Here is a 20,504-nt window from a genome sequence, read left to right on the forward strand (position 1 = left end):
CTCAACTTCGAGAGTTTTGAATTATTAATAATTTTTAAATCTGCTCAATCTGCCAAATCTGCGAGAGAACAAATAAAAAAAAGCTGGAATAAATCGCATTTTACGATTTGCTCCAGCTTCTTAATTGAGTTATTTACTTACCTAAATTTATTACAATACCACCAATGGAGAAATTATGCCAAGCATAATTCTTCCGCTTGTGATATTCGATTGTCCCAAATCTGTTTTAGCATAATCGCTATAATTGTAGAATCGCTGCACATATGTGGCAAAAAACTTTAAGTTGAAGTTTTTGATCGGATAAAATTCTACTGTTGGAATAATGCCGTATGCGGTACGAATTCGGTTCGAGCTTACAGTCGGATCAGGAATCTCTTTCCACGAGGCTTTACTTGTCATCCCGATAACCGTAAGTTTCCATTGTTCATTCAGAGAATATACCGTTCTAAGCCAATGTTCTACATAATACACATTTTCTGCGGCATGATCTAAAACGGTATCTGGAATAATAGTACTAACCACTCCTGTTCGGTCTAGATCTTCACTGCTCCATTTGAAATCATATTGAAAAAGCCATTTTTTGCTTCTAAATTGATTTCCTAATGCCGTATAGTACATATTTACAGGCCTTCCATTTTTTGTGGCTTCCTGAAAAATACTGAAACTGTATATCGTTTTGAATTTTCCGCCTAAAAAACTTCCGTTCCAGTTTCCAACGTAAGCTGCCGGAAATTTTGCTTCTTCTACATCTGGCACATTTTGATAGAGTTCAGAAAAAGTTTTGGTTCTTGAATTTAAGATCTGTCCCGAAAAGACATGGTTGGCATTCAATTTCCAGTTTACCTGAACTCCTGTCAGAAAGTTATCCGAATTATCAACAATGTCATTGTATTGATAGATGTCAATAGGGTTCATATCAAACTCATAACCACCCCAGTTAGCCGTCATTTTTCCAATTGCAATACTTGTTCTGTTGGATATATTATAACCAATAAAAGCCAAGTCAGTAGAACTGCTGATGTTATCGGTAGATTGCGGTTCAGTTTCTTTAGTATATCGGTCTCGAAACCTAAAAAAAACTTTGTCCTTATACACTTTTCCTTTTATTTCCAATCTAAACTGATTTACTTCAAATTTACTGCCAGTGTAATTTCCGTCATCAAAATAGGTGTTGAACCCTACTTGTGTATTGAAAATTAAATCAACATTATTGAGCAAATCAACTTTTGTTGCTTTTATTAGTGGTGTTTTATGATTCAGGACCGTATCAGTCTGTTTTTCTTGCTGTGCGTAAACACTTGAAGCCAAAAAAACGCCCAAAATTATTGAAGTTAAGACACGCATAATTTACAATTTCAAGTTTAATACTCAAAGAAATACTCCTGCAGTTTTTTGCTATCGCTTGTTTGTGTAAGGCCCAACATTAGTAAAATTCGTGCTTTCTGCGGAATCAAATCATCGGTGACAATTGTTCCAAGCTTTTGGTCATCGGTTTCGTCAAATAAAGTAACTCTTCCAGACGGTACTCTGGAAGCTCTTGCAACGGCAATCCCCTTTTTAACAGCGCTAGCTGCAGCATCTGAATTTACCTTATTTAGATTTCCGTTACCCAAACCGCCAGTTACAATTCCTTTTACTCCAGATGCTACATATGCATTAATTGCAGTTGCAGGTGCATCAGCATATAATTCGACAATCGCGACTTCAGGTAAAGTTGTTAAACCTGTAATATCAAACGGGGTATTTTTATTGGCTTTTCTTACCGGAGTTTCATAAAGAATGACTTTACCGTCATAAACCTGCCCAATTGGACCATTGTTTGGCGCTGTAAACGCATTTAAGTGTGTTGTACTGGTTTTTACGGCACTTCTTCCTGTAAAAATGTATTCGTTAAATACCAATAAAACGCCACTGTGTGCCGCTTGTTTTGAAGCTGCGAGAGTTACTGCATCATACAAATTCTTTGGCCCGTCTGCGCTGATGGCTGTTGCTGGACGCATAGAACCTGTAACAATTACAGGTTTGTCATATCGTACTGTCAATGATAAAAAATAAGCAGTTTCTTCCTGAGTATCTGTTCCGTGGGTGATTACGATTCCGTCAGCTTCATTATTTTTATAAATCTCATTTATTCTTTTATTCAGTTTAATCCAAATGTCTACAGTCATGTCCTGACTTCCTACATTTGAGATCTGTTCTCCTGAAATCTCTGCAACTTTGTCAATTCCTGGAACTGCTGCAATTAAATCTTTTATAGGTAATTGTCCCGCGGTATAAGCAGAACGATCTGCAGATGCACCTTGGCCTGCAATTGTTCCTCCAGTTGCTAGTATTTTAATTCGAGGTAATTTTTGAGCATAAATGCCTGTTACTAATAAAACGGATAATAATAAAGTAAATAGATTTTTCATAGATCAAATGTTTATATTTTACAATTCTATTATTTTTTTGAATTTTCCCAGCTGGTTACATATTCCAATAAAATTTTACGGATATTTTTTCCAAGAATCAGATAACTATCAGTTGGAAGATTGGCAAGAGAAACCCTGATACTCCATTCTGGACCTGCAAAACCGCCACCATTTAAAAGTACAATGGCTGTTTTTTCGGCTAAGCGAAACAATACATCAACAGGTTCGAAATTGGTTTTTAGCCAATTGGCAAAATCATCTCCATAAAAATGTTTGGCAGCCACCATAACATCAATTTCAGAGTAATATCCTGCTCGCATTGGGTCTTCTAGAATTGGCACTTCTAATCCTTCCCACAATAAATTAAGACGTTTATGAATGATAGATTGCGTAAGCGTTTTGTAAACATCTTGAGTATCTAGTAAACAAAATGCAGAGAAAAGCATCATCTGAAATTGCTGAGGTAATGATAATCCTGCCGTGTGGTTTAAAGCCACTTGTCGGCTGTCAGCAACCAGTCGATCAATAAACTTGATTTTTTCCGGTTCTAATGTTAAGCTGGAATAGCGGTCATGCAATTCTTTTTTGAGAGCAGGACTTAAATTGGCAATCTTTTTGTCGAATATATTGTCCTCATGAATGGCTATGGTTCCAAGTCTCCAGCCTGTACATCCGAAGTATTTTGAATATGAATAAACCGTAATCGTATTATGAGGGATAATAGCCATTAAGGATTTGAAATTATTAACGAATGTTCCATAAACGTCATCAGTAATGACCATCAATTCCGGATTATCATTTTTTACAATATCGGCAATATAATTTAATGTCTCACTGCTCATTGCAGAAGAGGGCGGATTACTCGGATTTACTACAAAGGCAACTTTTACAGCAGGATCTTTCAGTTTGTCTAATTCAGAATTTGGATATTGCCAAGTATGGAATCCGTTTTCGCCAACTCCGCTAGCTTGTACGTAAACGACATCAAATTTGTATCGATCTAATTCCGGAATTTCAATATAAGGCGTAAAAGTAGGAGTAAGGAGCGCTATTTTATCACCGCGTTCGGTAAGATGGTTTTGCATTAAGGAATCGAAAATATAGCACATCGCTGCAGTTCCTCCTTCAACAGCAAAAATATCATATTTGCCTTTGTCGTTTCCTGTACCGCACATTTCCTGTACTAAATAGTCGTGTACAATGACCTCTATTTGACTTAGCATACGGTCAGGAACAGGATAGTTAAATCCGATTACGGCTTCTATCCATTCACGGATCCATGCATCGCCGTCAAAGTCATGTTTGTCGACACCATAATGGTATGTTTTTTCTAAAAGTGATGCAGCAGGAGCATCTTTGTGTTTAGCCAAAAACGTTTCAAAACGTGAAGCCACACCGTTTTTGTTCTGCACAATACCAGCCAAAATGCCTTGTTCTTCCATAACATTGCGACATTCTTCTAGTGCAAATTGTCCGAAAAGGAAAAAAGCTTCTCTCGGAACCGTAGCAATCCAGTTTGGGTTTCCTCTTCCGGCATTAAGGGTTATCGCTGTCGATTTAAGGGCGCTTTCTTCTGCCAGATGGATTAATTCATTTTTGATTTCAAACGGACTTAGGGTTTGAAGTGTTTTCTCGACCTCTCGAGATGTTTTTATTTTTGAAATATCAATTGCCATGATTTAAATTGTTTTAGAGATTATATAAAATTTGATTAACTCATGATTAAAATGATGACGACGCCCCATATAATGAGCAGCGTATTGCCGACGGCGTAGGTTACGGTATATCCTAAAGCAGGTGTTTTGCTTTTTACGGCATCTTGCAAAGCTCCGAGGGCGGCTGTAGTAGTTCTTGCACCAGCGGCGCATCCTAAGTTTATAATAGGGTGGAATTTGAAAATATATCGTCCTATAAGAAGTCCAAGAATTAACGGAATTGATGTTGCCGCCGCGCCCGCGATGAAAAGTCCCCAGCCAGCTTCTTGAAATCCCACGATAAAACTTGGTCCTGCTGTAATACCCACTACGGCTATAAAAATGTTTAATCCAACATTATTCATAATCCACAAAGCAGGTTCTGGAATTCGCCCAAAAGTTGGATGCTGACCTCTTAACCATCCGAAGAAAAGTCCAGATATTAAGGCACCTCCGCTTGTACTTAGGCTTATTGGCACTCCACCAATTTTGACGGTCAATGCACCTAGTAATCCGCCTAGAACTATTCCTAAACCCACAAAAGCCATATCAGTTGAGTTTGTTGGACGATCTGGATAACCAATATGAGTGGCAACTTGATCCACATCTCGTTTGATTCCTACTAATTCGATCATATCTCCTTTTTGCATTACGGTATTAGGCAATATAGGCATCTGGATTCCAGATCGTTTTAATGATCTGATGACAACTCCATGCATGTATTTGAGATGACGCAAGTCTGCAAGAGTTTTGCCAATTACTTCTTTTTTTACAATTAAGACACTTAAAACTTCTACTGGAAAATTAAGAAGTTCGATATCCAGAACTTCTTTCTCATTTACAGCCACATAATTCATCATATATTCTCTTCTTCCGCCCAAGGCAACTACATCATTTTCTTGAATTACAAATTCTGGAGTAGCATCTATGATTTCTTTTCCTCTTCTGATTCGCTGTATAAATAAGCGTCTTCCTTTGCTTTCTAACTCATTTTCAACATCTAAAACGGTTTTATTACAAGCATAAGAATGTGCAGCAATCTCATAGGCATTGTATATTACGCGATCATACGCAGAGGCAATACTCGGATCATCGCCAATGGCATCACCACCCAGCTGAATTTCAAGTTCTTTTGCTTTTTCTACTAAGTTGCCACCTAATAATTTTGGACCAATAGAAGCTAATAGCCAAGCCGATCCAGCGGTTCCAAAAATGTAGGTGACTGCATAGGCAACTGGAATTTTATTAATTAAAGCCGCTTTTTGATCGGCAGGAATGCTCAGTTGATTTATGGTATCTGAGGCCACACCAATAACAGCAGATATGGTTTGAGAACCTGCAAGCATACCAGCGGTCAGTCCCATATCGTAGCCCATAATTTTGCCTACCAGATAAGGACAAATTAGACATAAAACGCATACTACTGCAGCATACAGCATTTGAGGCAGCCCATCTTTTTTTAGACCTCCAAAGAATTGTGGTCCTACGCTATATCCGACAGCGAAAAGGAACATCAGAAAAAATACAGATTTTACGTTAGGAGAAATCACAATATCTAATTGTCCGATTAAGACTCCAACAAGTAAAACACTAGTTACAGTTCCTAAAGAAAAGCTTCCGATTTTAAATTTTCCTATAAAGTAGCCTAAAGATAAGGTGAGAAAAATGGCTAGTTCGGGATAATCTTTTAATGTAGTAATAATCCAATCCATAAAGTATTTGTTTTAGTTATTGTCAATAATTGATTATGAAAATCGCAGGGAGGCAGAAAAATTGGCGAGGAGATTTTAAGGGCAGATATTTTATGTCTTTCAAAATTAGACCAGAAAGTCAGAATAATTGCATAAAATTAGGGCTAGAGATGTTTCAAGTTATAACTTGAAACAAAAAAACTTGGGTTGCAAATTATAATTTGAAACATGTTTTTATAATCAAGATGAGCTTTTTAGAAAATACATGTCAATTTTTAAGATTTTATCTGCAACGTAATTATCATGCAAAGTATAGCATTACTCGGTTGTGATGCGTATATTTGAGAGAATAAAAAATAGAAGCCATTATGAAGAAAATAGGATTTTTATCATTTGGGCATTGGGCTAATCATCCATCATACAAGACTCGCACAGCGGCAGATACTTTGCTGCAATCTATTGATTTAGCTGTAGCTGCAGAAGAAATAGGAATAGATGGAGCTTACTTTCGTGTGCATCATTTTGCACAGCAGTTAGCGTCTCCTTTTCCGTTGCTTTCGGCAGTGGGAGCTAAAACGAGCAAAATAGAAATTGGGACGGGCGTAATCGATATGCGCTATGAAAATCCGATGTATATGGTTGAAGATGCCGGAGCAGCCGATTTGATATCAGAAGGACGTTTACAACTTGGAATAAGCAGAGGATCACCAGAACAAGTTATTGACGGATGGCGTTACTTTGGTTATGAACCCGAAGAAGGTGAAACCGATGCCGATATGGGGCGTAAAAAAGCTTTGGAATTTTTGGATAAATTAAATGGAGAAGGATTTGCAGAACCCAATCCGTACCCGATGTTTCCAAATCCGCCTGGCCTGTTGCGCATAGAGCCACACTCTGAAGGATTAAGAGAACGAATCTGGTGGGGAGCGGCATCTAATGCAACTGCTATTTGGGCAGCAGAGAACGGCATGCATCTTCAGAGTTCTACGCTTAAATATGACGAAAATGGAAAACCATTCCATATTCAGCAGGCAGAGCAAATAAGATTATATAAAGAAGCATGGAAAAAAGCTGGGCATCAGCGTGAAGCGAGAGTTTCTGTCAGTCGCTCGATTTTTGCACTCGTCAACGATCAAGACAAATATTATTTTGGCGGACAAGCCAAAGGCAATGATAGTTTTGGTTATATAGAGCAAGACAAAAGAGCAATTTTTGGTAAAAGCTATACCGCAGAACCTGATAAACTGATTGAAGAATTGGCGCAAGACGAAGCCATTCAGGAAGCAGATACATTGCTGTTGACCATTCCGAATACTTTGGGTGTAGATTATAATGTACACATTTTATCTTCTATACTAGAACACGTGGCTCCGGCATTGGGTTGGAGATAGATTCTATTTGCTTAAAAAAATAAAATCCTGAATCAATAATTTGGTTCAGGATTTATTTTTAAAAATCAATTCAATTAGCATCCTTTGCCTGTCTGATTTTTGTATTAATAACAACTCCGATGTTTTATTGGTAATGATAAAAACATCGAAGTTGTATATTTTGTTTTTTCGGTCCAAATTCTTTTTAAAGCTTATGCACTACAGAGCATCCCAAGATGCACTTGGATAGTAGATAGAGCTTGTTACAGGAGCAGTCCAATAACTTTGGCTTCCCCCACGGAAAGTGTGGAAGCTTACAGCATTAACATTTCTCTTAGCATCATTAGTTACCCAACGAATCTTTTCATTCAAAATTTCTGTACCATTTACATAATACTTTACATATCCGTCTGTATTTGAACCCGTATTCAGTTTCACAGATATCTGGCAGTTATAGGTAACGCCTTCTTGAATGTAATATTTTTTTCCAAAATCATTTCCGTACTGTCCTGGCTGATCTCTATAATATACATAAGGCTGAAGATAAGCGCCGCTTCCTTTAGCTGTGTTTGATCCGTTTGGACAATACCACATAAATCTGGCGCTTCCTCCATTTCCATCCCATGCAGCATCGCCACCTGTATTTTGGTCACCAATTAAGATTCCGTATCCGCATTTTCCGCCTCGGCTCCAGTAAAATCCGTTATTAAATTTCATTTGGAACCAAACCGTGTAAACGCCAGTTGACCAAACACCATACGATGTGCATAAACCGCCAGGACAAGATAAGGTATTGGTTTGCAATGTAATTGTTCTTGCTCCGGCTGTCCCTCTTGCTGTTGTGTTGCCATCCAGTGCCGAATTAGATCCAAGAGTATCTTTACTTGCGATTTGCTGTGCCTCTTTTTTAGCGGTTTGGAGACCGTTCATGTCTTCTTGTTCCTTTTCACAAGAAGTAAGCACTAATGCCATGGTTAATAGCATACTGGTTAATTTTAAGAATTTCTTCATCTTTTAATTTTTTAAGGTTAGTAAACGATTAATAGTTAGTAATAATAGATAGTAGATTATGGTATTGGAACCGAAAGTGTAAAGTTGGGCAATAATAATTTTGGGAAGGAGTAATAAAGTACGTTTTTACGTACATAGAAATACAGGCTCTATTTTTTATCTTCTTTTGGGAGAATTCAGACCATTATTTTTCCTTGAAATACTTAAGTGTTAAGGACAGACTTTGTGCAAATAGCTGTACTGTAAAATTTTATATAAATAAAAGATTCTTTTTATTAAATTTATAAGTTAATATCTCATATTGAAAAATGTCATTTTCATCAATAAAAGATGTTTTTTTAAACTGTCTGATTTATAAGTATTTTAAATATTAAAAATAGACATGAATAGATTTTGTCTATTTCGGAAGTAGTATTTACAATCTACAGCCCTAATTTTCTCTTTCATTAGTTTGTAATTTAGTCAAAAATAAAAATTTTCAACTATGGATAATCAATCAAATGACATCAGCAAATGCCCTTTTCATAATGGGAGCATGGACAAGCAAGCGGCTTCAGGAACAAAAAATCGTGACTGGTGGCCTAAACAGTTAAAGGTAAATATCCTGAGACAAAATTCAGTATTGTCAAATCCCTTGGATAAGGATTTTAATTACGCAGAAGCGTTTAAAACTCTAGATCTTGACGCTGTAAAGAAAGATTTACATGCTCTTATGACTGATTCACAAGATTGGTGGCCTGCTGATTTTGGCCACTACGGAGGACTTTTCATTCGAATGGCTTGGCATAGTGCCGGTACTTACAGAGTTCATGACGGGCGCGGAGGAGCAGGAGCAGGGCAACAGCGTTTTGCGCCGCTAAATAGCTGGCCTGATAATGTGAGCTTAGACAAAGCACGAAGATTGCTTTGGCCAATAAAACAAAAGTATGGTCAAAAGATTTCGTGGGCCGATTTGCTAATCTTAACAGGGAATGTAGCCTTAGAATCAATGGGTTTTAAAACATTCGGTTTTGCAGGAGGACGTGCCGATGTGTGGGAAGCAGACGAATCTGTATATTGGGGATCTGAAACGACTTGGCTTGGTGGTGATGAACGTTATAAAGATGGATCTGAAGGCGTGCCGAAAGATCATGGTGTTGTTTCATCCGATGATAATGCAGATGGAAATATTCATAGTAGAAATCTAGAAAAACCACTTGCCGCAGTGCAAATGGGACTTATATATGTAAATCCAGAAGGGCCAGACGGAAATCCTGATCCGATTGCGGCTGCAAAAGATATTAGAGATACTTTTGGTCGTATGGCAATGAATGATGAAGAAACTGTAGCACTTATAGCTGGTGGACATACTTTTGGTAAAACTCATGGAGCTGCTTCTTCAGACCATGTGGGGAAAGAGCCAGAAGCTGCTGGTTTAGAATTGCAAGGTTTAGGATGGCAGAATAGCTATGGTTCAGGAAAAGGGTCAGACGCCATTACAAGTGGACTTGAAGTAACTTGGACAAAAACGCCAACACAATGGAGCAATAACTTTTTCGAGAATTTATTTGGCTTCGAATGGGAACTTTCTAAAAGTCCTGCCGGTGCTCATCAATGGGTAGCAAAAAATGCTGAGGCCATTATTCCTGACGCTTTTGACCCTAATAAAAAGCACTTGCCAACCATGCTTACAACCGACTTATCATTAAGATTGGATCCAGCTTATGAGAAGATATCGCGCCGATTTTTAGAAAATCCAGATGAATTTGCAGATGCTTTCGCACGTGCCTGGTTTAAACTGACGCACCGTGATATGGGACCGCGCGCCCTTTATCTAGGACCTGAAGTGCCAGCGGAAGAATTGTTATGGCAAGATCCAATTCCAGAAGTAAATCATACTCTAATAAATGATCAGGATATAGCTCAACTTAAAGAAAGAATATTAAATTCAGGTTTAACGGTGTCTCAACTAGTTTCAACAGCTTGGGCTTCTGCTTCTACGTTTAGAGGATCAGATAAGCGAGGCGGTGCAAACGGCGGGCGCATAAGACTTGCGCCTCAAAAAGACTGGGAAGTAAACAATCCAACTGCATTAAAAGTGGTTTTAGATAAATTAGAAGCCATTCAAAACGAATTTAATACAGCGCAAAATGACGGGAAAAAAGTTTCACTAGCAGATTTAATTGTTTTAGGAGGTTCTGCTGCCGTTGAAAAAGCGGCTAAAGATGCAGGAGCTTCAGTTTCTGTGCCTTTCGCTCCTGGACGTATGGATGCATCTGCAGAACAGACAGATGTTGAATCATTTGGATATCTTGAGCCAAAAGTAGATGGTTTTAGAAACTACAGAAAAACAAAATCATCTGTTTTGACAGAAGAATTGCTTATCGATAAAGCTAATTTACTGACCCTTACAGCGCCAGAATTGACAGTGCTTTTAGGAGGTCTTCGTGTGCTGGATATTAATGCTGACGGAAGCAAAAATGGTGTTTTTACCACTAGACCAGGTCGCCTGACAAATGACTTCTTTGTAAATCTTTTGGATATGAACACACAATGGCAAGCCGTTTCTAACGATAAAGAACTTTATACAGGAAACGACCGAAGCACTGGACAGCCTAAATGGATAGGAACACGTGCCGATCTTGTTTTTGGTTCAAACTCAGAATTGAGAGCAATTGCAGAAGTGTATGCTGCATCTGATGCACATGAGAAATTTGTGCATGATTTTATTGCCGTTTGGACTAAAGTAATGAATCTGGATAGATTTGATTTGAAAAAATAATATTAGCGAAAAGCAATAAACGTAAAAAGACGCTATAATTGGCGTCTTTTTCTTTTAAGATCCTTGCAAATTAAAAAACAATTTTTCCTTTTTTTATCAGTTTTTGGAAGGTTAAAAGGATTTTTCTGCTTAACTTGTAGAATCCAAAATCAATTCTTATGACTTTAAAGGGACTTATTCTTGTCGGTTTTATACTTGCATTATATTCTTGTGGAAACAAAAAAGAGCAGGAGCTTATTGTGCGCGAAAACTCACTTTTAGAAAGGGAGAAACAGTTTCAAGATAAAGAAGCAGAATACGAAAAGCTGTTAAAAATGAAAGACAGTTTACTGTCTCTCTCTAAAGTAAAAGATACGCTTCCAAAAATAAAAGAATGGCCTGAAAACCTAAAAGTGGCATGGAACAGCAAAATGGTCTGCAGGGAATCGAATTGCAGTAATTATGTCATTGGCGATCAGCGCACTGAAACTTGGGAGTTCCGATCAGATTCGACAGGAATGTATACCAATGTATTGAGCAATAATGAAATTAAACGAGTTTTTACAGGACAATATCTTGAGAATAAAATAGTGCTGGATTCGGCAAAAGAAGCTTCTGCTAAAAACAAAATAAAAGTGAGCGTGGTACTTGATGATATTAAAAAAAATATAATCAAAGGCACGCAGACCATTACGGGTCAAGATAATTGCATCGCAAAATTCTCAGTTGAACTTACTCCATCCAATAAAAAGTAATTTATGCAGCTGAGTATACATCATATAAGTTTTCCTATTGAAGATCCTTTGTTAAAGTATCTTATCGAGATTATCATTATTTTATGCATTCCGCTTTTATTGAATAAAATTAAAGTGCCACATCTGTTGGGTCTTATTATTGCCGGTGCGCTAATAGGTCCAAATGGTTTTGGAGTGCTTTCTAGGGACAGCAGTGTAGTAGTTACTGGAACTACAGGTCTTTTGTACATTATGTTTTTAGCAGGTCTGGAAATCGATATGGCCGATTTTAAAAAGAACAAATGGAAGAGTATCATTTTTTCTATTTTCACTTTTGCTGTTCCTTTTATTTTAGGACTCGTTGGTGGTTACTATATACTGGGATTTTCATTGCTTACCTCAATTCTTTTTGCCAGTCTTTTTTCGTCACATACTTTAATCGTTTACCCGATGGTAAGCGGTTTAGGAATTGCCAAAAATCTTGCAGTTAATATAACAGTAGGAGGAACGATGATTACTGATGTGCTTTCGCTTCTCGTTTTGGCCGCTGTAGTCGGAATGTCACAGGGAGAAGTCGGAACAGCTTTCTGGGTGAAGTTATCAGTTTCGATGGTCATTTTTACATTAATTGTACTGCTTGTTTTTCCGATAATTGCCCGCTGGTTCTTTAAAAATGTGGACGATAAAATCTCTCAATATCTTTTTGTACTCGTCATGATTTATTTGGCTTCACTTTTGGCCGAATTGGCAGGTATCGAATCTATCATTGGAGCTTTTTTTGCTGGATTGGCTTTAAACAAGTTAATTCCGCATACTTCATCGTTGATGAATAGGGTGGAGTTTGTCGGAAATGCCATTTTTATTCCTTTCTTTTTAATAAGTGTAGGAATGCTGATTGATTTTAGTGCTTTTATACAAAGTTGGGAGACATTGTGGGTAGCATCAATTATGCTTATTGCTTCTATTGGAGGAAAATATGTTGCAGCTATGCTAACGAAAAAGACATTTAAACTTACAAATGATGAGGGACAGCTGATTTTTGGACTGAGTTCTGCATCTGCGGCAGCTACACTGGCATCTGTAATGGTTGGGTATAATATAATTATTGGTGAAAATGATGCGGGAGAACCTATAAGACTTTTAAATGAACATGTGCTTAACGGCAGTATTCTTCTTATTCTCGTTTCTTGTACCGTATCATCGTTTGTATCGATGGCAAGTGCACAGCGTATAGCACAGGCAGATAAAGACAATACCGTATCGGGTAAGAACGAAGAGAAAGAAAATATACTTTTGGCAGTAAACCATGAGGCTACTGTTGAAAAAATGGTCAATCTTGGACTGATGGTAAAGTCCTCTGCAAATAAGCAGCTGTATGCTGTAAATGTAATTAACGAAGATGCCAATGAATCTTCTGAAAAAAATGCCGAACGGATTTTAGAAAATGCAATTAAAGCCGCTTCTGCTGCCGATGTTGAATTGCACCCAATTACACGTCACGACAATGATATAGCAAGCGGAATAAGTAATGTGATAAAAGAAAAAGAAATTACAGACCTTATTGTAGGGCTTGAAGGCGGAAAAGGTTTTTCGGCTTCGTTTGTCTATAATTTGTATAACGGTTATCTTCGAAATAAAAGCATCAATTTGATGGTATATCACGCTGTACAGCCTGCTGCCACGATTAAAAGATATTTGGTTTTTATACCAGCAGATGCCGAGCTGGATGCTGGATTTTTTCATTCGATGTTGAGAATCTGGAATATAGGCCGTAATTCTGGAGCAAAAATGAGTTTTTATGGAAAAGAGAAAACGCTGAATATTCTGAAAAGAATTGCAAAAAAAGCCTCTATAGAAGCCACATTTGATGTTTTCTCAAATTGGGAAAATGCAGAACAGACAGCACTTTCCATTGAAGAAAACGAAGGCCTAGTGATTATGATGGGTGACCGAGGAATGCATTCGTATTTTCCCAAAATGAGAGATATTCCAGATCTTTTGAATCACAGGTTTAAAAACAATAACTATATGCTTATTTATCCTTTTTCTAAAATTGCTTCAAACAATACAGAAAAAAGATCTGTAAGCAGTCATGATGATTTTGCAGAAATAGGAAAAGCAATTCGAAATATTTTTAAATAACATTTTCGGAATAATTTACCGCACTTTATTTTTACTTTTTTATTCTTATTATATCTTTATTTTTTAATGAGGTCTCCTAATTATTGAAACAATTGCTGAGATTTAGAAAAGAATTAACGGTTTAAAAATTGTAAAAATGGATAGAAAGAAACATTGGGAAAACATATATCAAACAAAAGATCTGACAGAAGTTAGCTGGTATCAGCCAGTTCCTCAGACTTCACTAGATCTATTTAAGCAATATAATATTCTGTTTCAAGCTAAAATTATTGATATTGGAGGCGGTGACAGCTTTTTGGTTGACGAACTTCTGAAATTGGGTTATTCAGACATAACTGTTTTAGATATTTCTAAAGAAGCAATTGCAAAAGCCCAAAACCGTTTAGGAAAAGAAGCTGAAAAAGTAAATTGGATCGTATCTGACATAACAGATTTCAAACCACTTCATAAATATGATTTTTGGCACGATCGCGCCGCATTTCATTTTTTGACAGAAGAAAAAGATATTCTGAAATATCTCCAGATTGCCAGTGAAGGAATAAACAAAAATGGAATTTTGACAATTGGTACTTTTTCTGAAACTGGACCAACAAAATGCAGCGGAATCGAAATCAGACAATATTCTGAGAAATCTTTGGCAGAACGGTTTAAATCAAACTTTCAATTGGTGGATTCTTTTACAATTGATCATAAAACTCCTTTTGAAACTATTCAGAACTTTATACTTGGTGTTTTTAAAAAATAATATATTACTTTTAGCTGATTATGAATTGATTAATGTGCCAAAAATATGAATTCTCAAAACCAAAAAAACGAAATAAGCCGACGCAAGTTTTTACAAAATAGTTCATTAGCGACAGCTGGAATTTACTTAGGTATTTTAGGTATGCCTAAACTGTTCGGAAATGTCTTGATAGATAAAGAGCCTAAAGGCATTCCAGATGTTAAACTGAATAATGGTCTAAAGATGCCTATGCTCGGGTTTGGAACTTATGGGCTGAGTGGTGAGATCTGTCAAAAATCTGTCGTTGAAGCTATATCTGCAGGTTATCGCCTTATTGATACTGCAAAAGTGTATGGAAACGAGATAGAGGTAGGCAAAGCTATAAAACAAAGTGGCATTGACAGAAAACAGCTTTTTGTTACCTCAAAACTTTGGGTTGATGATGCAGGTTATGAAAATGCAAAAAAGGGTTTTGAAGAAACACTAAGAAAATTGCAGGTGGAATATCTGGATTTATATCTAATACACCGTCCGAGAGGCGATGTAAAAGGATCTTGGAAAGCAATGGAAGAACTCTACAAAGCAGGAAAAATCAGAGCTATTGGCATAAGCAATTTTGATCCTGAACAGTTGGCCGATCTATTGTCTTATGCACAGGTAAAACCAGTTGTGAATCAGATAGAAACTCATGCTTATTTTCAGCAGTCCAATGATTATAAAGTGCTAAAGCAGCATACTATACAGATGCAGGCATGGGCACCTTTTGCAGAAGGGCGCAATGGTCTTTTTACAAATGAAACATTAACTCAAATAGCTAAAAAGCATGGTAAAACTACTGCCCAAGTTAGTCTAAGATGGCATTACCAGCGTGGTATTGTTGCTATTCCGAGATCTTCTCAAAAAGCCCATATTATAGAGAATCTAGATATATTCAATTTCAAGCTTGATGATGCTGATATGAAAGCGATTGAAAAATTGGATTTAAATAGAACTCAATTTCCAGAATGGAGTTAAAGATGCTTTTTAAATCAGCTGCTTGGGAGAAATGCCATATAGTTTTTTAAACGCGTATGAGAAATGAGATAAGTTTTCGAAACCTACTTCAAGATACACATCGATTGGCTTTTTCTTTTTTTCTGCCAATTGATAATAGGCCAATTCCAGTCTTTTATGAGTGAGCCATTTTTGAGGAGTAGTATTAAAGTGCTTTTTAAAGTCTCTATTGAATGTTGACAAACTGCGACCGGTAAGATAGCCTAGTTTTTCCAAAGGCATGTTAAACATGAAATTACGTTCCATAAAACCAATTAGATCGATTTTTCCTGGTTCATCAAAATTAGCGAGTACATTGTCAACATTTTTGTCGATTGCTCTTAAAATGCTTAGAGCTTCGGTTATTTTTAAAGAAGCCAAATCTTCTGAGAAATGGCTTTTCAAATCAAAATAAGGCACAAGCGAAGCCAGGCAGCTTTCTAACAAAGGATGATTATTAAAACTATAAATTTTATTTTCAGGTATCGGTTTCTTTACAAGTTCGATATTCTGATAAAATTTTTTTAGCCGTTCAACAGAAAGGTGCATTACAACTGTTTTGTGCGGTTCTCCGTTTGAGGGATAATTGATTATAGTTGCAAGCTGGTTTCTTGGTATTAAAAAGATATCTCCTTTCTTAAAAAGAAAGGAGGCATCATATTGTATAATTTTTGTTTCACCAGAGATAAACCAAATGAGCATATGATCATCAAACATGATATCTGATTTAAAGAATTTGTCCTCATAGCAGGAAAGTTTAATTTCTGGAGTTAAATATCTTGATATGTGATCCATAATTGATTTGATTAATTTATGATTACAAAGATAGAAAGTATCATTTCTTTTTGTTCAAAACCCATATTAGTTTACAGTGGCTAATGACACACCAGTCATTTGTTCACTTAAATCCCATAATTTTTTAGCATTGGTTTCATCTAAAGAATAGGGCTGGACACCATATATTCCGATGCTTTCTTCTGATGCTAATGGAGCAATATCTGCATCTTCACAATAAACACCTCCAATATGTTCCAGTAAAGGACTTGTGGCGCACCATATAGTTGTGGCTGCGCCTTGCGGTATTGACTTTAATCTTGCAGCAACTTCAGGAAGCATATTTCCCTCTGCATCTAAGAAACCCATTTTTTGAAATAATTCTACTGATGCTTCTCTTCCTAGTTCTGTGCCTCCAATTGAGCCAGGATGAAGTGAGTAAGCTCTTATATGGTACGCTTTTATACGATTGTCCAGCTCAAGAGAAAATAAGTTGCATGCCGTTTTTGACTGCCCGTACGCTTGTAAGGTTTCATACTCGCGATGAAGAAAATTTGGATCTTCAAAGTTGAAAGGCGACATATGGTGTCCAAGTGAAGATACATTAATGACTCTCGCGCCGTTGGCTTTTTTAAGAGCAGGAAAAAGCTTTAGCGTCAAATGAAATTGCCCTAAGTAATTCGTAGCCAATTGCGATTCGATTCCGCGACTGTCTCTGCGTAAAGGAACCCACATAATCCCAGCATTATTTATAAGCAAATGCAAAGCTCTTCCTGACGAGATAAATTTATCTGCAAATGCGGTAATAGAATCAGGATTTATAATATCCATTGCTTCGATTTCTACATTTTTAATGCCTTTCAAGTTATTCTTAGCTTTTTCAATATCCCTTGCAGCTACGATTACTGTCGCGCCCGCATTTGCAAGTGTTTTGGTGGTTTCAAGACCTATGCCTGCATTTCCGCCTGTCACAATTACATTTTTTCCCTCAAGACTAATTCCTTTGATTACATCAATGGTTGTTGATGATGCATTAAATCCTGAATTGAGCGGCTGTTGTAATGCTCCTTGATAATTGTTCTGTATCATTTTTTTAATTATTAAAAGTTATGATGCAAAGTAAGGCACACTTTGGAGGTCTGACTTTGCTTAAAAAGTCAATTTACTTTGTTCAAAATGTCGTTTAAAGCGTGATTAAAAATTTCTGCGCCAAAATGTCAAGTAATTAAAAACGGATTTATAAAAAGTATTTGCGTATATCTAATCGTTTCAAGCGAATTTATATCTGCTTAAATTCTCATTTTCTTTTTTCTAAAATTTGTCTTGAAATATCGTTTTGCTTTGAGATAACATTAAACCCAGCAAAATATCTAAAAACAAATTAATCAAACAAAAAAAAAGCATGAGCACATTAATTTTTATTCCAATTGTATTGGTAATTGCAGGCATAGTTTTTATGATTTATGTAAATAAGAAACACAAGACTGCAAAAGGAGAAATTGATTTAAATTTTGAACGAACAAAATATGACCAATACAAACAAGAATTATTGGCTAATGATTTTTCACAATTAAAGCATTGGATGAAAGGTAAAGCTATAGATGCATTTACTTCTGCATCTGTGCCACAATCTACAAGCAGTAAAGTTCAAGAAATTATTACCGATGGTCTAAAAAATGCAGCATTATCTACCATTGGTGTAAAACTGAGAAGAGTAGAAACAGATTGTTTTTGGGTTTTGAGCGGAAACGATTTGCATTTCTTTACTACCAATACGGTGGGCGAATTAGACGAGCATATTGTTTTTGATAATTTCAGAATTGAAGATGCTAAACTTGAATATGGAGGCGTTTTGAAATCGCAATTGGGCGTTTATTCTAAATCTTCAGAAGAATACTTGCCAAAAACACACGTCATCACTTTTTATATTGACGGAAGTCCGTTGTCGCTTGAAATTCATGATAGGCTAAATTATGTAACTGCTCCCGAAGATATGCTGAACTTGAAAAAACAATTGGAAACTAGAGCCAAATATCAAGTAGTTGGCGAAAGATTTCTCGATATTTTACAAAACAAAGTTCCTCATTTAAAAGTAGCATAAAGAGTTATGGGATTCTTTTCAAAAATTTTGAATTCATTTCAAAGCCTTAGATTAAATAATCAAAATGCTGTAAGAGGCTATTTATTAGATCATTTACTTGTTGGCTCCATGTATGGAGAACAGCAGTCGGCTTACTTGAATTCTTATGAAACAGGTTTGAATAGATCTAATATTGTCACATTGGCTGAAGAGTATTGGGGAATCTATAATAGAGAGCAAGCTATTGAAGTGCTGCAAAATCTGCACGACAGAAACCAAGACGAAAATATGGAAATCGTTTACCGAGCATTTGAGGATAGAGAAAATTATGTGGACATTTTAAAATCTAATCTGCCAAAAGAAGAAGGCTTGTTTGAACATTACATAGATTTATTTAGACAGCTTAATAATACGATTCCAGAACTAATGGAACAAAACATCATCACGGATTTTTCTCAAATAAAAAAGACCAAAGACAGTGGCTGGAATTACGGAAGAGGGGCTTTCTTAGCGCGTTGCTGTTACGATTTGGGTTATCTTTCAGAAAATGAACTCAAAGAATATTTAAAAAAATGCCACACCGATTTGAAGAAATACTGTACTACTTGGAAAGAATACACCACGAGCTATATTTTTGGAAGAGCCGTTTGGGGCGGTTCAAACAACAGCGGAATGATACAGATTGCAAATGACTTGCTTACTAATGATAATAGTCCGCTTAAGAATAAAACATATCTCTAAAGGATGCCGAATAAAATAGTTCGGGGTTTAAAGAAAAAAGTATTGGTGGGGGCAATACTTTTTACAATTACTTATATGGAGATTTGCTGGTCGATGGGAAATTTTTCTGAAAGAATATCATTGGGTTTTTTAGATTGTTCTTTTGTTGAAAATGTGTATTTAGCGTCTCTACTGACGGCCGTTTTCTTAGCAATAGTGTTTTTGGTATTTTCTTTTATTAAAAAGATCTATTTAAAAAGCGTAATTGAGCTGATAATCTTTATTCCAATTTGGGTTTTATTGAATTACGTCATTTTAGCTGACCGCAAATCTTCATGTAGTATTGGCATTTTTCAAGAAGAATTATTCTATACTATTTTACTTTCTATTGTGCCTGTTTTGGTAATATCGATTGCGATTGTAATATCTGCAATTATATCCCAAGGATAAAAAAAAGCAGTCATAGAAAACTATTATCTAAAAAGCCTCTGCAAAATATTTTTCAACTGCCCGCTATTGCATAATTTTGTAAGATAAGGAAGCCATTAGCTTCTTATATTTTACTATGAACAATACATTTTCTGAAAATAGTCAAATAGGAGTGGTGCCAACCTTTTCTGAACTAGTGCATACCGATTTCAAAGGAGAAATGAATGCGTTATGCTGGCATAGAAATTTGGATGGTGATTTTAAAGAAATTGTAGCCAAGTTGTCTTTAAAAGAAAATATAACCGAAGTTTCTCCAGAAGATCTAATGGCGCTTCACCTCTCAGAAAAGGGAAATATAGCGAGAGAAATAATCTTAAATGATTTGCAATTATTAGCCGATTTTGGAGCTTCTCCTTCGCTTAATTTACTGAAATGTTACGAACGCGATGATGAATTTGATTTCATTTCGACCGATGTGTATTCCTTTCACGTAGACCGTTCGCCCATTGCAACCGACACTTTTTTATGCACCTATCATGGAGCGGCAAGCGATATTGTGGCTAATTCGCAAGTAGAACAAAAAATCTTAATTCCAGAAATTAGAGCAAAACTCAAAGAACTGCATGATGGAACAGAAGAGGAGTTTGAAGACTTTTTAAAAGAAAATTACTTTGATTTGCATTATCAGCTGCATGAAAATGCAAAACCTATTAATTTAGGTTTAGGACATCTTTGGCGCTTGGCTGTAGATCATCCAAAGCAAGAAGTACTGCCTTGTGTGCATAGAGCGCCTGTAGAAAATGATGGAGAATATCGACTGTTGCTGATTTGTTAGACAGTTTTAAAGAGAATGCATTTCCAGAGATGTCAGTTCAATGTAAACACATGTAAAAATCCTGTCAAATTATTCTTAAATGTAATACAAAGAAGATTTTTTGTCCTTTTGAAACAA

The 20,504-nt window shown here is 36.4% G+C and carries 17 protein-coding genes; 10 read left to right on the top strand and 7 right to left on the bottom strand.

Annotation, left to right across the window (positions count from 1 at the left end; genetic code table 11):
- Window positions 1-150: 150 nt before the first annotated feature.
- The 4 genes from FF52_RS05090 to aspT are packed head-to-tail and all read right to left on the bottom strand — an operon-like array spanning window position 151 to window position 5,817.
- The gene (locus FF52_RS05090) at window positions 151-1,344 is read right to left on the bottom strand and encodes a porin (RefSeq protein WP_008463541.1); all 1,194 of its coding nucleotides are present in this window, start codon (window positions 1,342-1,344) and stop codon (window positions 151-153) included.
- 17 nt (window positions 1,345-1,361) lie between these two features.
- Window positions 1,362-2,411, bottom strand: coding sequence for a type II asparaginase (locus FF52_RS05095; RefSeq protein WP_008463543.1), 1,050 nt, complete (start codon window positions 2,409-2,411; stop codon window positions 1,362-1,364).
- 29 nt (window positions 2,412-2,440) lie between these two features.
- Window positions 2,441-4,087, bottom strand: a complete 1,647-nt coding sequence (aspD, locus tag FF52_RS05100) for an aspartate 4-decarboxylase (RefSeq protein WP_008463546.1) — start codon at window positions 4,085-4,087, stop codon at window positions 2,441-2,443.
- Window positions 4,088-4,122: 35 nt separating this feature from the next.
- Window positions 4,123-5,817: an aspartate-alanine antiporter gene (gene aspT, locus FF52_RS05105; protein WP_008463549.1), complete on the bottom strand. Its 1,695-nt coding sequence runs from the start codon at window positions 5,815-5,817 to the stop codon at window positions 4,123-4,125.
- Window positions 5,818-6,164: 347 nt separating this feature from the next.
- On the opposite strand from aspT, the gene FF52_RS05110 reads away from it, so the two are divergent.
- Window positions 6,165-7,187, top strand: a complete 1,023-nt coding sequence (locus FF52_RS05110) for an LLM class flavin-dependent oxidoreductase (RefSeq protein ID WP_008463550.1) — start codon at window positions 6,165-6,167, stop codon at window positions 7,185-7,187.
- A gap of 198 nt (window positions 7,188-7,385) precedes the next feature.
- On the opposite strand, the gene FF52_RS05115 is transcribed toward FF52_RS05110, so the two are convergent.
- Window positions 7,386-8,177, bottom strand: coding sequence for a polysaccharide lyase (locus FF52_RS05115; RefSeq protein ID WP_008463552.1), 792 nt, complete (start codon window positions 8,175-8,177; stop codon window positions 7,386-7,388).
- Window positions 8,178-8,661: 484 nt separating this feature from the next.
- On the opposite strand from FF52_RS05115, the gene katG reads away from it, so the two are divergent.
- The 5 genes from katG (at window position 8,662) to FF52_RS05140 (ending at window position 15,531) form a co-directional block, all read left to right on the top strand.
- On the top strand, window positions 8,662-10,938 hold the full coding sequence (katG, locus tag FF52_RS05120; protein ID WP_008463553.1) for a catalase/peroxidase HPI: 2,277 nt from the start codon (window positions 8,662-8,664) through the stop codon (window positions 10,936-10,938).
- 158 nt (window positions 10,939-11,096) lie between these two features.
- Window positions 11,097-11,672 (top strand): hypothetical protein, encoded by a 576-nt coding sequence (locus tag FF52_RS05125; protein WP_008463556.1) that lies wholly within the window; start codon window positions 11,097-11,099, stop codon window positions 11,670-11,672.
- Window positions 11,673-11,675: 3 nt separating this feature from the next.
- Complete coding sequence (locus FF52_RS05130; RefSeq protein ID WP_008463557.1) at window positions 11,676-13,793, top strand: cation:proton antiporter; 2,118 nt, start codon at window positions 11,676-11,678, stop codon at window positions 13,791-13,793.
- Window positions 13,794-13,929: 136 nt separating this feature from the next.
- The gene (locus tag FF52_RS05135) at window positions 13,930-14,538 is read left to right on the top strand and encodes a class I SAM-dependent methyltransferase (protein ID WP_008463558.1); all 609 of its coding nucleotides are present in this window, start codon (window positions 13,930-13,932) and stop codon (window positions 14,536-14,538) included.
- 45 nt (window positions 14,539-14,583) lie between these two features.
- Entirely contained in the window at window positions 14,584-15,531 is a 948-nt protein-coding gene (locus FF52_RS05140) for an aldo/keto reductase (RefSeq protein WP_008463559.1), read from the top strand.
- A 9-nt stretch (window positions 15,532-15,540) separates the two neighbouring features.
- On the opposite strand, the gene FF52_RS05145 is transcribed toward FF52_RS05140, so the two are convergent.
- Both FF52_RS05145 and FF52_RS05150 read right to left on the bottom strand, forming a co-directional pair.
- Entirely contained in the window at window positions 15,541-16,344 is an 804-nt protein-coding gene (locus tag FF52_RS05145) for an AraC family transcriptional regulator (RefSeq protein ID WP_008463560.1), read from the bottom strand.
- Between the two features lie 66 nt (window positions 16,345-16,410).
- Window positions 16,411-17,412: an SDR family NAD(P)-dependent oxidoreductase gene (locus FF52_RS05150; protein ID WP_008463561.1), complete on the bottom strand. Its 1,002-nt coding sequence runs from the start codon at window positions 17,410-17,412 to the stop codon at window positions 16,411-16,413.
- Between the two features lie 313 nt (window positions 17,413-17,725).
- Here FF52_RS05150 and FF52_RS05155 point away from each other — a divergent pair, with 313 nt between their 5' ends.
- From FF52_RS05155 to FF52_RS05170, 4 genes are all read left to right on the top strand, one after another.
- Window positions 17,726-18,424 carry a hypothetical protein gene (locus FF52_RS05155; RefSeq protein WP_008463562.1) on the top strand — a complete coding sequence of 233 codons (699 nt, stop codon included), beginning with the start codon at window positions 17,726-17,728 and terminating at the stop codon, window positions 18,422-18,424.
- A gap of 27 nt (window positions 18,425-18,451) precedes the next feature.
- A complete protein-coding gene (locus tag FF52_RS05160) occupies window positions 18,452-19,144 on the top strand; it encodes a DUF1266 domain-containing protein (RefSeq protein ID WP_237718525.1) in 693 nt (230 codons plus the stop codon).
- Window positions 19,145-19,147: 3 nt separating this feature from the next.
- Complete coding sequence (locus tag FF52_RS05165) at window positions 19,148-19,573, top strand: hypothetical protein (RefSeq protein ID WP_008463566.1); 426 nt, start codon at window positions 19,148-19,150, stop codon at window positions 19,571-19,573.
- A 115-nt stretch (window positions 19,574-19,688) separates the two neighbouring features.
- Entirely contained in the window at window positions 19,689-20,387 is a 699-nt protein-coding gene (locus tag FF52_RS05170) for a DUF1826 domain-containing protein (protein WP_008463568.1), read from the top strand.
- Window positions 20,388-20,504 lie beyond the last annotated feature (117 nt).

Origin of the sequence: Flavobacterium sp. F52 (assembly GCF_000278705.1) — a bacterium.
In the GTDB taxonomy this organism is placed as follows: domain Bacteria; phylum Bacteroidota; class Bacteroidia; order Flavobacteriales; family Flavobacteriaceae; genus Flavobacterium; species Flavobacterium anhuiense.

Bases quoted from the DNA above. Each gene is read 5' to 3' on its own strand.
- FF52_RS05090 (WP_008463541.1), bottom strand. From the start codon at position 1,344: ATGCGTGTCTTAACTTCAATAATTTTGGGCGTTTTTTTGGCTTCAAGT.
- FF52_RS05095 (WP_008463543.1), bottom strand. From the start codon at position 2,411: ATGAAAAATCTATTTACTTTATTATTATCCGTTTTATTAGTAACAGGC.
- aspD (WP_008463546.1), bottom strand. From the start codon at position 4,087: ATGGCAATTGATATTTCAAAAATAAAAACATCTCGAGAGGTCGAGAAA.
- aspT (WP_008463549.1), bottom strand. From the start codon at position 5,817: ATGGATTGGATTATTACTACATTAAAAGATTATCCCGAACTAGCCATT.
- FF52_RS05110 (WP_008463550.1), top strand. From the start codon at position 6,165: ATGAAGAAAATAGGATTTTTATCATTTGGGCATTGGGCTAATCATCCA.
- FF52_RS05115 (WP_008463552.1), bottom strand. From the start codon at position 8,177: ATGAAGAAATTCTTAAAATTAACCAGTATGCTATTAACCATGGCATTA.
- katG (WP_008463553.1), top strand. From the start codon at position 8,662: ATGGATAATCAATCAAATGACATCAGCAAATGCCCTTTTCATAATGGG.
- FF52_RS05125 (WP_008463556.1), top strand. From the start codon at position 11,097: ATGACTTTAAAGGGACTTATTCTTGTCGGTTTTATACTTGCATTATAT.
- FF52_RS05130 (WP_008463557.1), top strand. From the start codon at position 11,676: ATGCAGCTGAGTATACATCATATAAGTTTTCCTATTGAAGATCCTTTG.
- FF52_RS05135 (WP_008463558.1), top strand. From the start codon at position 13,930: ATGGATAGAAAGAAACATTGGGAAAACATATATCAAACAAAAGATCTG.
- FF52_RS05140 (WP_008463559.1), top strand. From the start codon at position 14,584: ATGAATTCTCAAAACCAAAAAAACGAAATAAGCCGACGCAAGTTTTTA.
- FF52_RS05145 (WP_008463560.1), bottom strand. From the start codon at position 16,344: ATGGATCACATATCAAGATATTTAACTCCAGAAATTAAACTTTCCTGC.
- FF52_RS05150 (WP_008463561.1), bottom strand. From the start codon at position 17,412: ATGATACAGAACAATTATCAAGGAGCATTACAACAGCCGCTCAATTCA.
- FF52_RS05155 (WP_008463562.1), top strand. From the start codon at position 17,726: ATGAGCACATTAATTTTTATTCCAATTGTATTGGTAATTGCAGGCATA.
- FF52_RS05165 (WP_008463566.1), top strand. From the start codon at position 19,148: ATGCCGAATAAAATAGTTCGGGGTTTAAAGAAAAAAGTATTGGTGGGG.
- FF52_RS05170 (WP_008463568.1), top strand. From the start codon at position 19,689: ATGAACAATACATTTTCTGAAAATAGTCAAATAGGAGTGGTGCCAACC.